Raw genomic sequence first — 12,537 nt, forward strand, 5'->3', positions numbered from 1 at the left:
CCGGCGCGCCTTGCTGGCGCCGGGCGCTCCCGGCCGGATAAAATCACCGTGCGCCGGCTTGTGTCAGATGGCGACCATCTCGAAATCGTCCTTGCGGGCGCCGCATTCCGGGCAGCTCCAGTTCATCGGCACGTCGGCCCAGCGGGTGCCGGGGGCGATGCCTTCGTCCGGGAGTCCGGCCTGCTCGTCGTAGATCCAGCCACAGATCAGGCACATCCAGGTCTGGAACTCCTGCGTTGTTTCATTGCTACTCACGTTCTGCCACCCTTCAATCAAGTAAAATGCTGAATTAGGTATCTTAATCTACCAGCCGTGCAAAACCAAACTTCTCCTCTCATATTAAGCTTCGGCGCTGCCGATCCGGCCGGCGCGATGGGCGTCCAGGCCGACCTGGCGGCTTTTTCGGCCCTCTCCTGCACCGGATTGGCGGTCACCACCGCGTTGTTGATCGGCGACAGCGCGCGCGTCGAGGACGTGCAGGAAATCGATCCGGACTGGGTTTCCGACCAGGCGCGCGTGGTCCTGGAGGACATGACCATGGCCGCCTTCAAGGTCGGCGCGCTGACCAACATCGAACAGGTGGCGGCGATCGCCGAGATCCTGTCCGACTATCCGGACGCGCCGCTGATCCTCGATCCGTTCAGTTCCCGCCTGCCCGACCTGCCTGACGACGACGCCGAGGAACTGCTCACCGCCGTGCGCCAGCTGCTGGTGCCGCAGGCGACCCTGCTGATGCTGTCGCTGGTGGAACTGGGCCGGCTGGCCGAGACCTGGCGCGAAGGCGCCGAGGACACGCTCGAATCGGACGTCGAGCACCTGCTGGCCCTGGGCTGCGAATTCGTGCTCGTCACCGGCACCGCCGCCGGCACGCCGCAGGGCGACCCGACCTCGCCCAACATCCTGGCCAACACGCTGTTCGGCGCCGAGGGCATGGTCAGCCACGACGCCTGGCAACACCTGCCTGGTCCCTTCCTCGGCGCCGGCGGCACCTTGTCGGCGGCGATCACCGCCTTCATGGCGCGTGGCGCCGACGTGCCCGAGGCGGTGGCGGCGGCGCAGGAATACACCGTCGGCGCGCTGGCGCACGCGCAGCGCTACGGCATGGGCAAGTTCGTGCCCAACCGCTTTTTCCATTTGCTGACCACGGCCGCCGACATGCAGTAATCGCCGACGCCGGCCGTCCCCACACCTGATATTGAAGATGCCAACATGACTACGAATACGCTCAACACCTCGAAAAACGACATCCTGTTCGAACGCGCCCAGAAAACCACGCCGGGCGGCGTCAACTCGCCGGTGCGCGCCTTCCGTTCTGTCGGCGGCACGCCGCGCTTCATCACCCGCGCCGAGGGCCCGTACTTCTGGGACGCCGACGACAAACGCTATATCGACTACATCGGCTCCTGGGGCCCGGCCATCGTCGGCCACGCGCATCCGGAAGTGGTCAAGGCGGTGCAGGAGGCGGCCGCGCGCGGCCTGTCGTTCGGCGCGCCGACCGAGGGCGAAGTGCTGATGGCCGAGGAAATCTGCCGCCTGGTGCCGTCGATCGAGCAGGTGCGCCTGGTCTCGTCGGGCACCGAGGCGACCATGAGCGCGCTGCGCCTGGCGCGCGGCGCCACGGGCCGCGACAAGATCGTCAAGTTCGAAGGCTGCTACCACGGCCACGCCGATTCGCTGCTGGTCAAGGCGGGCAGCGGCCTGCTCACCTTCGGCAATCCGACGTCGGCCGGCGTGCCGGAGGACTTCGTCAAGCACACGCTGGTGCTGGACTATAACAACGTCGAGCAGCTGGAAGAGGCGTTCGCCTCGTTCGGCGACGACATCGCCTGCGTCATCGTCGAACCGGTGGCCGGCAATATGAACCTGATCAAGGCCAGCGAGGCCTTCCTGCAGGCGATGCGCGCGCTGTGCACCAAATACGGCTCCATTCTGATCTTCGACGAAGTGATGTGCGGCTTCCGCGTGGCGCTGGGCGGCGCGCAGGAACTGTACGGCATCAAGCCCGATCTGACGGCGCTGGGCAAGGTGATCGGCGGCGGCTTGCCGGTGGCGGCCTTCGGCGGCAGCGCCGAGTTGATGGGCAACATGGCGCCGCTGGGCGCCGTGTACCAGGCGGGCACGTTGTCGGGCAATCCGGTGGCGGTGGCGGCCGGGATGACGACGTTGAAGATCATCCAGGAGCCGGGCTTTTACGAGAAATTAAGCGCCACGGCGGCGCGTCTGGCGGCGGGATTGACCGAGGCGGCCAAGACGGCCGGCGTGGTGTTCTGCGCCGATTCGGTGGGTGGAATGTTCGGTTTGTATTTCAGCGAGACGCCGCCGAACAACTACGCCGAGATGATGGCCGGCGACCGCGCGCGCTTCAACACCTTCTTCCACGCGATGCTGGACGAGGGCGTGTATTTCGCGCCGGCCGCCTTCGAGGCGGGGTTCGTCTCGGCGCAGCACAGCGATGAAGTGATCGACGAGACCATCGCGGCGGCAAGCCGGGTGTTCAAGCGCCTGGCCGCATAAGGGCCGCTGGCGGCGCGCACATGGCGGATTACGCTGCGCTAATCCGCCCTACGTGTTTGCGCGAATTGCCGACGTCCGCCTAAGGACGCATCGATTGCACACCACGGAGACACGTAGGGCGGATTAGCGCGCAGCGCGTAATCCGCCATCGCCGAGCCGCCACCGGCGCATCAGGTTTCGATCACACCTGTATTGAAGTTGTACTCGAACAGATCCCCGTACCGCCCCCACTCGATGGCCACGCGCAGCGCGCGCTCGGCCTCTTCGTCGCTGAGCGTAAAGCGCAGCAGCTTGAGGAACAGCTCCTCCGGCAAATCCCCCGACTTGTCCTGCTTGAGCCCATGGCAGATGTACGCCACCAGCGGCACATGCTCCAATAACTGCGCCCCGAACATCGCCTGCCGCTCGGCGTTGGCAGCCACCGCGTAGCGCCCGCCCAGCTCCGTCAGCAGAATATCGCCGTTGGTCAGATAGGCGAATCCCAGCAAAATCAGCGCGTTGAGCACCTCCAGCAGCTCGGCGTCGGTCAATTCCGTCTCCTCGGCCAGCTGCGGCAAATCGGCCCGCCCCGAGAACGGCTCCTCGGCCAGCAACTCCAGTATCCCCTCCATGTGCGCGATGTTCGCCTGCGGCAGGCGGTCGCCCAGCTGCAGCTTGACCTCCTTCTCGCTGATCAAGCCGCGCCGACCCGCTCCCGCCGTCATCAACTCGTACACCTGGTCGATCAGGTGACGCACCTCGGGCCCCTCCGCCTTGCGCGGCTGCGGCAGCGAAATCGGCAGCTCGGCCCGCACCCGTCCCGGATCGCTGGCAAAGATCAGCACCCGGTCCGCCATCATCACCGCCTCCTCGATGTTGTGCGAAACGACAAGGATCGCCTTGGTCGGAATCCGCCCCGACTGCCACAGTTCCAGGATCTCCTCGCGCAGGCGCTCGCCGGTCAGCACGTCCAGCGCGGAAAACGCCTCGTCCATCAGCAGCACTTCCGGCTCCATCACCAGCGCGCGGGCGATGCCGACGCGCTGGCGCATGCCGCCGGACAGCTCGCGCGGCAGCGCGCCCTCGAAGCCCGACAGGCCGATCAAATCGATCACCTTCTCGGCGCGCTGCGCGCGCTCCGCCGCCGGCATGCCCTGGGCCTCCAGTCCCAGCTCGATATTCTTCTGCACCGTCAGCCACGGGAACAGCGCGAACGACTGGAACACCATGCGGATGCCGCGCGCCGTGCCGTACAGCGGCATGCCGCGATACAGCACCTGGCCGTCGTCGGCCGGAATCAGTCCCGCCATGATGCGCAGCATGGTCGATTTGCCCGAGCCGGACTGCCCCAGCAGCGCCACGATCTCGCCCTCGTGCAGGGTGAAGTCGACGCCCTGCAGCACCGCGCGCGCGGAGCCGTCGGCGGCGCGGAAGTGTTTGCCGACCGATTTCAATTCGACGATAGGTGTGCTCATGATGGTCCCAATACAGAAAATGCGACTAGAAATGCAGCCGGCTCTCGGCCAGCGTGTACAAACGGCGCCAGACGAAATGGTTGAAGCCCATGACGAAGATGCACATCACGCCGATGCCCAGCGCGATGCGCGGAAAGTCGCCGGTGGCGGTCATCTCGGCGATGTAGCTGCCCAGTCCATGCGCCTTGACGGTGGTGCTGCCCCAGCTGACGTATTCGGCCACGATGCTGGCGTTCCACGAGCCGCCCGACGCCGTGATGGCGCCGGTGACGAAGCTGGGGAAGATGGCCGGCAGCAGATAGCGCCGCCATTTGAGCCAGCCGGTCAGGCCGAAGTTCTGCGCCGCGTGACGCAGCTCGGTCGGTATCGTCGAGGCGCCGGCGATCACGTTAAACAGCAGGTACCACTGGGTGCCGAGGATCATCAGCGGCGACAGCCAGATGTCCGGATTCAGGTTGAAGCGCATGATGAGGATCACCGCCACCGGGAACACCAGGTTGGCCGGGAACGCGGCCAGGAACTGCGCCACCGCCTGCGTGCGCGAGGCCCAGCGCGGGTTCATGCCGATCCAGACGCCGACCGGCACCCAGATCACCGCCGCCAGCGCCAGCAGCAACACCACGCGCAGCAAGGTGTAAAGCCCCAGCACGAACACGTGTCCGACCTCGCTCCAGCCAACCTCCGTGCTGATGAAATGCCCCAGGGTCCACAAGGCGTAGAACACCACGGCGGCGATGATCGCGTCCCACACCCGCTGGGCGCCGCGCGCCTGCGTGTGGCGGCGGGCGCGGATCGAGGTGCCGTCGTGCCCGAGGCGGAACAGCGCGATGGAGCGCGACAGCAGGTCGCCGCACCACGCCACCAGCGCCTGCGTGCGCTCGGTGCGGCGCAGCCACGTGAGCAGCCACGATTGCTGCGCCGTGTCGCCGCCGGTTTCCTCGAAGCGGAACTTGTCGGCCCACGCCAGCAAGGGCCGGAAGAACAGCTGGTCGTACATCAGCACCGCGATCAGCATGGCGAACACCGCCCAACCCATCGCGCCAAGGTCGCTGCGCTCGATCGCCAGCGCGATGTACGAGCCGATGCCGGGCAGCTTGATGTTCTGGTTGGAGACCGAGATGGCCTCCGACGCCACCACGAAGAACCAGCCGCCGGACATCGACATCATCATGTTCCACAACAGGCCGGGCATGGCGAACGGCAGCTCCAGGCGCCAGAAGCGCTGCCAGCCCGACAGCTGGAACACGCTGGCCGCCTCCGACAACTCGGCCGGCACATTGCGGAAGCCCTGGTAGGCGGAGAAGGCCATGTTCCACGCCTGCGACGTGAAGATGGCAAAGATCGCCGCGCATTCCACGCCCAGCAGGTTGCCGGGGAACAGCGCGATGAAGGCCGTCACCGTGATCGACAGGAAGCCGAGGATGGGGATCGACTGCAGGATGTCGAGCAGCGGCACCAGCACCTTCTCGGCCAGCTTGTATTTGGTGGTCAGCGCGGCGAACACGCAGGCGAAGACGACGGACGCGCCCAACGCGATAAACATGCGCAAGGTGGTGCGCAGCAGATAGTAAGGCAGGTTGACCGGATCGAGCGACAGCGGCAGCGCCTGGCCAAGCTCGTAGGGCCGCGCCATCTGCTGGCCGCCGTAGGCCAGCAGCACGAACACGGCCAGCACGATGGGCAGCAGCGCCCAGTCCCAGCGGTTGCCGCCGGCCTCGACCACCTGGCGGGGGAAAAATTGGCGTTTCTTGTTCATGACTTATGGCCGGTAGAGTGTGACTGGCGGCCATTTTAAAGGAAACAGGTGTCAGCTCTATTACGGTTATGAAAGTTCATGAAGCGCTGGGCCATTTTTCAGACCACGGAAATTTCATAAATGACGAATCTGAGTCCACCGAGATGCACCCGACCGTGGATCGTCATAATCAGGCAATATTTCGTTGCACAACGACAACTCAATCATCATTTTCATCATTTTCTTGTGTTTCCACATGGAAATTATGTACAATCCCATCCAAGATGTGTTGAACCACCCAAACAAGAAAGTGAACCATGCCCCATAGCAAAGACTCCGTCCTGACCACGCGCGCCACCGCCGAGTTGCTCGGCGTCGCCGTCAGCACGGCCCAGCTATGGATAGAAAACGGCGCGATTCCATCGTGGAAGACGCCCGGCGGCCACCGCCGTGTGCGCCTGAGCGCGGTCCGGCGCCTGATGGAGCAGCGCAACGACGATATCGCGCCGGCCGGGGCCGCCAAGCCCAAGGCCGCCAGCGGAGTCGAATTCCTGCCGGCCGCCGCGCCGCTGTACCCGGTCGCGCACGACGAAGCCGAGCGCCTGCTGGCGCTCGACGCCGCGCGGCTGATCGACACGCCACCGGAGTCGGTGTTCGACCGCCTGACGTGGCTGGCGAGCCAGGTCACCGACTCGCCGATGGCGCTGATCAGTTTGCTGACCTCGCGGCGCCAATGGTTCAAATCGCGCATCGGCATCGACGCGAGCGAGACGCCGCGCGACTGGGCGTTCTGCAGCCACGCGATCCTGCAAAACGGCCTGTTCACTGTGGAGGACGCAACCCGCGACCCACGTTTCCAGGACAATCCGCTGGTCATCGGCGAACCCCATATTCGTTTTTACGCCGCGTTTCCCCTGCTCGACAGCGGCAACCATCCACTGGGCACCTTGTGCATCCTGGATCGGGAGCCGCGCAAACTCAGGGACCGCGAAGTGCGCTCGCTGCGCGAACTGGCGGCGTTGGCATCGGAAGAAATTCAGCGCCGCGTTCCGCGCTAAGGATCGCAGTACGACCCGCCGCCCCCACCCCCGCCGGCGCGTTCAAAAATTAATTGTAAATACGGCCTCGCCCAGCTCTTGCGACAGCCAATCACACACCATTGTCGCCGCTTAGCGGTTCCGTTTCCCTCGCCAGGCCTACGCCGGATTTTGTGGAAACCATCAAACATGTCCGGAAAATATTATGAACGCATTTAAAAAACTCAAGATCGGTACCCAACTAAGCTTGGGCTTTGGCCTGCTGACCGCCTTTATGCTGATCCTTGCCGCCGTATCGATCCTCGGTGTTTCGTCGATCGGCGCCGCTTTCAAACAACAGGAACGTATCAACGACGACCGCCTGGCACCGCTGTACGTGGCCCGCGAAGCGCTGGCACAAACCGGCCTGGCCGCGCGCAACGCCTTTATCTTCAACGACGACGCCGAGGCCGCCAAGGAACTGTCCATCGTCGACGAGCAAAAAGCAATCTACCTGGCGGCCGTCGAAAAGATGGGCCCGGCCTTCGGCGGTGACGCCCAGTTCAACAAGGTGAAAGCCGGCCTGCTGACGATGGCCGACGCCTTGAAGCAGCCGCGCAAACTGCGCGAGGGGAAACAAATGGAGGCATTCGGCACCTTCCTGGTCAAGGAATGCAGCCCGCTGCGCCGTCAGATCGTTGCCGACATCGCCCTGCTGATGACCCAGGAACAAAAGGAAGCGGCCGCCGCCAGCGACGAGTCCGAAGCCAGCGCCGCCACCGCCCGCAGCTGGACTATCACCCTGACCATCGCCGCCTTCATCCTGAGCGTGCTGATCGCCGGCCTGATCAAACGCCTGTTGCTCAAGCAGCTCGGCGGCGAGCCGGCCTACGCCGCCGAGATCGCGATCCAGATCGCCGAGGGCGACCTGGCCGTCAACGTCGACGTCAAGGACGGCGACCACCACAGCCTGATTTACGCCATCAAGACCATGCGTGACAGCCTGGCGTCCATCGTCGGCCAGGTGCGCCAGGGTACGGACGCGATCGCCAGCGCCTCGTCCGAGATCGCCCACGGCAATGAAGACCTGTCGTCCCGCACCGCCACGCAAGCGTCGTCGCTGGAAAAAGTCGCCACCGCGATGGAAGAACTGACCTCGACCGTGAAACAGAACGCCAGCAACGCCCAGCAAGCCAACACGCTGGCCCAGACCGCCTCGTCGGTCTCCGAGCAAGGCGGCGAAGTCATGCAGCAAGTGACCGACACGATGGGCTCGATCAACGAATCGTCGAAGAAGATCGTCGACATCATTTCCGTCATCGACGGCATCGCCTTCCAGACCAACATCCTGGCTCTGAACGCGGCGGTCGAAGCGGCCCGCGCCGGTGAACAGGGCCGCGGCTTTGCGGTGGTGGCCACCGAGGTGCGCAACCTGGCCCAGCGCTCGGCCGCCGCCGCCAAGGAAATCAAGGCGCTGATCGATGACTCCGTCACCAAGGTCGGCACCGGGTCGGAACTGGTGCTCAAGGCCGGCACGACGATGCACGCGGTGGTCGACAGCGTCAAGCGCGTAACGGAGATCATGGGCGAAATCAGCGTCGCCAGCGCCGAGCAAAGCCACGGCATCGCTGAAGTGAGCAGCGCGATTGGCGAGATGGACGGCATGACGCAGCAAAACACCGCGCTGGTCGAAGAAGCGTCCGCCGCCGCCCAGGAATTGCAAGAGCAGGCGGCGAGCCTGCACGGCCTGGTCGGCCAGTTCAAGCTCGAAGGCGATCGCGGCCACGTCGCCGTGGCCCAGCCGCGCGCCCAAACCAGCAAGGCAAGCGCCCGTCCAAGCCTGCGCCTGGCGCGCGGCTAACCTGGGGTCAAGTCTGTCATTCGGACACGAGGTGAGCGGTAGCGCCGTCAACGTGACGGCGCGCGCCTCGGGAAGTTACTTCAACCAGCCGCGCCGGCGGAAGTACCAGAACGGCGCGATGGCGCTGGTGACCATCAGCACGATGGCGAACGGATAGCCGAACGACCATTCCAGTTCCGGCAGCCATTTGAAGTTCATGCCGTAGATCGACGCGATCAGGGTGGGCGGCAGGAAGGCCACGCTGGCCACCGAGAAGATCTTGATGATCTTGTTCTGGTTAATGTTGATGAAGCCGACCGTGGCGTCCATCAGGAAGTTGATCTTGTCGAACAGGAAGGACGTGTGGCCGTCCAGCGATTCGATGTCGCGCAGAATCTGGCGCGCCTCTTCGAACTGCTCGGAATTGAGCAAGCGTCCGCGCATCAAAAAACTGACGGCGCGCCGCGTATCCATCATGTTGCGGCGGATGCGGCCGTTCAAGTCTTCCTCGTGGGCGATGGAATTCAGCGCGGCGGCCGCGTCCTGGTCGGTGAACTGTTCCTGCAGCACGCGGCCGCTGACCTCTTCCAGATTCTGATAGATGCCTTCGAGCGCGTCGGCCGAATATTCGGCGTCGGTCGCGTACAGGTCGAGCAGCACGTCCATGTAGTCGGCGATGGAACCGGGCCGCGAGCGGGCGCGCATGCGCACCAGGCGGAACACCGGCAAGTCGTCGGTATGGACCGAGAACAGCATCTTGCGCGCCAGGATGAAGGCGACGGTGACGATGCGCGACGGGCCGTCCTCCTCTTCCAGCAGGAAGTCGGTGCGCAGGTGCAAGTCGCCGTTTTCCGCTTCGTAATAGCGGGCCGACGCCTCGATGTCCTTGACTTCGTCCTCGCCCGGCAGGGTCACGCCGTAGATGGCCTTGACCCATGCGCGTTCGTCGTCCGTCGGGTCGGTCAGGTCGACCCATACCGGCTCAACCTGTTCCAGGTCCGAGCGGCTGTCGATGGGCACCTGGTTGAGTCGGCCATTCTGGAGAACGAAAACATTGATCATGGGTACGCGAGCCTTCTGGAAACAGCGCAAGTGTACCCGCAAAGCCCCCGCCGAGGCCAGCCTGCGACGCGGTTTTTCGCCCTAGCGGGTCGCTTTTTCGATCATTTTATCGGTTGCCGACTGCGGGGCGGCCTCGGTCGGGTCCGGCTTGGGCGGTTTCGGCGCCTCGATGCCGCGCGTGTCGATGGATTTGACCACTTTGCCGTCCTTGCAGTCGACATCGGACAGCACGGTTTTGCCGTCGATGACGCATTTGCGCAGCACGCCGGCCGGCGCGGAGGGGGCGGCGTCGGCGTTGGCCGCTCCCGGCGGCGCCGGCGGTTTGCCGGTCAGCCGGGCCAGACCCTCGGTGAAAAAATTACGCTCGTGCCGCGCCGACATCAAGAAAGCCATCGCCACCGCCGCCAGCGCGGCCATGATGATGGCCACCTGGATCAACCCAAAACCGCTTTGCCGTTTTTGCATACGATACCTCCAGATGGGGCCAACGCTCCCTACGGCAGCTCCGCCGATCCCATGCGGCGCAGGATGACGCCGGTGCGCCGCGCCAGATAGCCGGAGTCGCGGTGCGTGTCGTAGAAGCGCGGATTCGGCAGCATCACCGCCAGCTTGGCCGCTTGCGACGCGCCCAGGTTGGCCGCGCTCACGCGGTAATAATGCTGCGCAGCCGCCTCGGCGCCGAAGATCCCCCTGCCGAACTCCACCACGTTCAGGTAGATCTCGAAGATGCGCTCTTTTTCCATCAACGTTTCCAGCATATAGGTGATGATCAGCTCCTGGCCCTTGCGCAGGTAACTGCGCGAGCCGGACAGGAACAGGTTCTTCGCCAGCTGCTGCGTGATGGTCGAACCGCCCGCCACCACCTTGCTCTTCTTGGTGTTTTTCTCGTAGGCTTTTTGCAGCGCCTCCCAGTCCACGCCCTGGTGCTCGGAGAAGTTGGCGTCTTCCGAGGCGATGATGGCGCGTTTCAGATTCTTGGAGATGCGGTTGTACGGCACCCAGACCTGCTTGATCTCGGCGTTGGGATTCTTTTCCCTCAACGCCGACTCCTGCTGGCGCATGAAGCTGGTGCGCGACGGATTATGGTCGACCCACCACCAGATCTGCAGGAAAAAATACAGCTGCACCGCCACGAACAGCAGCACCGGCAGGATGAAGATCCACTTCACCCAGGCGAACTTGCGACCACCCTTGGCGGCGCTCATAGCTGTTCGCGCAGACGTTGCAGCACGTCGCCGGTGGCCGGATGCACGCCGCGCCAGACGCTGAACGCCTCGGCCGCCTGCTCCACCAGCATGCCCAGGCCGTCACGCAGCCGTGCGCCGTGTTGGGCGGCAAACTGCAAAAATACGGTGGGGGACTTTGAATACATCATGTCGAAAGCCAGCGAACCCGGCGCGAACACCGAAGGCGGTATCGGCGGCACTTCGGCGCTCAGGCTGGCGGCGGTGGCGTTGATAACGATGTCGAAGCGGCCGTCGATGTCGGCGAAACCGCAGCCCGACACCACGCCCTCGCCGCCCAGCGCGGCAAACTGTTCCGCCAGCGCCACGGCCGTGGCCACGGTGCGGTTGGCGATGACCAGCTGGGCCGGACAATACTCCAGGATCGGCAGCACGACGCCGCGCGCCGCGCCGCCCGCGCCCAGCAACAGCACGCGCTTGCCGGTGATCGCCACCCCGGCGTTGCCGACGATGTCCGCCACCAGGCCGGCGCCGTCGGTGTTGTCGCCGATGATGCCGTCCTCGGTGAAGTGCAAGGTGTTGACGGCGCCGGCCGCCTGCGCGCGTATCGTCAGCGCGTTGGCGACCTTGACCGCCTCCAGCTTGAACGGCACGGTAACGTTGGCGCCTTTGCCGCCTTCGGCGATGAAGGCGTGCACCGCGGCGGCAAAGCCGTCCAGCGGCGCCAGCCGTTTTTCGTAGTGCAGGTCTTGACCGGTCTGCGCCGCGTAGGCGGCATGTATCTCGGGCGATTTGCTGTGGGCAATCGGGTTGCCGAACACGCAATAGCGATCCATCGTCATCGTCCTCCGCCGCTCATGTCGGCTTGTAGTTTGTCGTCGCGGGTAAATTTGAATGTCGTGACGATCACCCACAGATCGTCTTTGTCGGCCGACAGCATGTTCGGCGGGAATTTGCCGAACGGCGCCGCGCGGCGCACGATGTTGATGGCGGCGTCGTCCAGCGCGGCGTTGCCGGAACTGCGGTCGACCTTGATGCCGCCTTCCTTCTCGTAAATCGTGCCGTCCTGGAAAACCGGGATCGACAACACCAGCTGGCCATACAGCTTGCGGCCGTTTTTCTGGGGGAAGTTCAGCGTACCGATATCTTCGATCCGCTTTTGCAGCGATTTGTAGTACATCGCGTAGCCAACCCCGCGCGTGCTCGGCGTGATGAAGGTTTTCTTCGGCCGCTTGTTCTGGTCTTCGATGGTTTCGCTGATCTCGGCGGCGCGGCGGGCGATCGCCTTGCTCGAGTCGAGCAGGTCCGCGCCGCTCGGCAGCGGATCGGGCGCGGTCTTTTCGGTCACCGGCGGCGCGTTGAACGGATCTGGCTTGGCGACGCGGGTCAGCAGGTTGCGCTGTCGTTCTTCGAGCTCGGCGATGCGGCGCTTGGAGGCTTTGATGCTTTCGCCGTCTTCGGTCTTGCGCATGTCCGGCAGCGGCGATTTCGAACGGCCTTTGTCGACGTTGCCGCCACCGTCCAGGTTGGCCTGGGCGAGCGCCTCGGCCTTCAGCGGAGCTTTGCTGTGCTTGGCGTTGACCAGGATGACTTCCAGGCCGGGATCGGTGGGTTTGACCGGCGCCGGCGCCGGGGCGACAAAGCGCACAGCGAGCATGGCGGCGTGCGCAACCACCGAGATGCCGATGGCGATGTACAGGAAGCGGTTTTCTTTGAAGGATTTCACGCGGCG

The 12,537-nt window shown here is 64.5% G+C and carries 12 protein-coding genes; 4 read left to right on the plus strand and 8 right to left on the minus strand.

Going from position 1 to position 12,537, the window contains the following annotated elements:
* Positions 1–63 precede the first annotated feature (63 nt).
* On the minus strand, positions 64–255 hold the full coding sequence (locus AC0IYS_RS26615; RefSeq protein WP_301547057.1) for a rubredoxin: 192 nt from the start codon (positions 253–255) through the stop codon (positions 64–66).
* 57 nt (positions 256–312) lie between these two features.
* Here AC0IYS_RS26615 and thiD point away from each other — a divergent pair, with 57 nt between their 5' ends.
* Positions 313–1,164: a bifunctional hydroxymethylpyrimidine kinase/phosphomethylpyrimidine kinase gene (gene thiD, locus AC0IYS_RS26620; protein ID WP_471707997.1), complete on the plus strand. Its 852-nt coding sequence runs from the start codon at positions 313–315 to the stop codon at positions 1,162–1,164.
* Positions 1,165–1,209: 45 nt separating this feature from the next.
* A complete protein-coding gene (gene hemL / locus AC0IYS_RS26625) occupies positions 1,210–2,514 on the plus strand; it encodes a glutamate-1-semialdehyde 2,1-aminomutase (protein WP_471707998.1) in 1,305 nt (434 codons plus the stop codon).
* A gap of 170 nt (positions 2,515–2,684) precedes the next feature.
* Here hemL and AC0IYS_RS26630 read toward each other — a convergent pair whose 3' ends face one another.
* Positions 2,685–3,968: an ABC transporter ATP-binding protein gene (locus AC0IYS_RS26630; protein ID WP_471707999.1), complete on the minus strand. Its 1,284-nt coding sequence runs from the start codon at positions 3,966–3,968 to the stop codon at positions 2,685–2,687.
* 25 nt (positions 3,969–3,993) lie between these two features.
* A complete protein-coding gene (locus AC0IYS_RS26635; protein WP_471708000.1) occupies positions 3,994–5,724 on the minus strand; it encodes an ABC transporter permease in 1,731 nt (576 codons plus the stop codon).
* A gap of 296 nt (positions 5,725–6,020) precedes the next feature.
* On the opposite strand from AC0IYS_RS26635, the gene AC0IYS_RS26640 reads away from it, so the two are divergent.
* Together AC0IYS_RS26640 and AC0IYS_RS26645 are read left to right on the plus strand one after the other, a co-directional pair.
* A complete protein-coding gene (locus AC0IYS_RS26640) occupies positions 6,021–6,761 on the plus strand; it encodes a GAF domain-containing protein (protein ID WP_471708001.1) in 741 nt (246 codons plus the stop codon).
* Positions 6,762–6,945: 184 nt separating this feature from the next.
* A complete protein-coding gene (locus tag AC0IYS_RS26645) occupies positions 6,946–8,580 on the plus strand; it encodes a methyl-accepting chemotaxis protein (protein WP_471708002.1) in 1,635 nt (544 codons plus the stop codon).
* Positions 8,581–8,655: 75 nt separating this feature from the next.
* Here the strand turns inward: AC0IYS_RS26645 and corA are convergent, their stop codons facing one another.
* From corA to AC0IYS_RS26670, 5 genes are all read right to left on the minus strand, one after another.
* Entirely contained in the window at positions 8,656–9,621 is a 966-nt protein-coding gene (corA, locus tag AC0IYS_RS26650) for a magnesium/cobalt transporter CorA (RefSeq protein WP_363497984.1), read from the minus strand.
* A gap of 81 nt (positions 9,622–9,702) precedes the next feature.
* The gene (locus tag AC0IYS_RS26655; RefSeq protein ID WP_471708003.1) at positions 9,703–10,086 is read right to left on the minus strand and encodes a DUF4124 domain-containing protein; all 384 of its coding nucleotides are present in this window, start codon (positions 10,084–10,086) and stop codon (positions 9,703–9,705) included.
* Positions 10,087–10,115: 29 nt separating this feature from the next.
* Complete coding sequence (gene mtgA, locus AC0IYS_RS26660; RefSeq protein ID WP_471708004.1) at positions 10,116–10,826, minus strand: monofunctional biosynthetic peptidoglycan transglycosylase; 711 nt, start codon at positions 10,824–10,826, stop codon at positions 10,116–10,118.
* Complete coding sequence (aroE, locus tag AC0IYS_RS26665) at positions 10,823–11,641, minus strand: shikimate dehydrogenase (RefSeq protein WP_471708942.1); 819 nt, start codon at positions 11,639–11,641, stop codon at positions 10,823–10,825. Before aroE ends, mtgA begins: the two co-directional genes overlap by 4 nt.
* A gap of 2 nt (positions 11,642–11,643) precedes the next feature.
* Positions 11,644–12,531: a TonB family protein gene (locus tag AC0IYS_RS26670; protein ID WP_471708005.1), complete on the minus strand. Its 888-nt coding sequence runs from the start codon at positions 12,529–12,531 to the stop codon at positions 11,644–11,646.
* Positions 12,532–12,537 lie beyond the last annotated feature (6 nt).

This window comes from Duganella sp. AC237, from assembly GCF_979254035.1.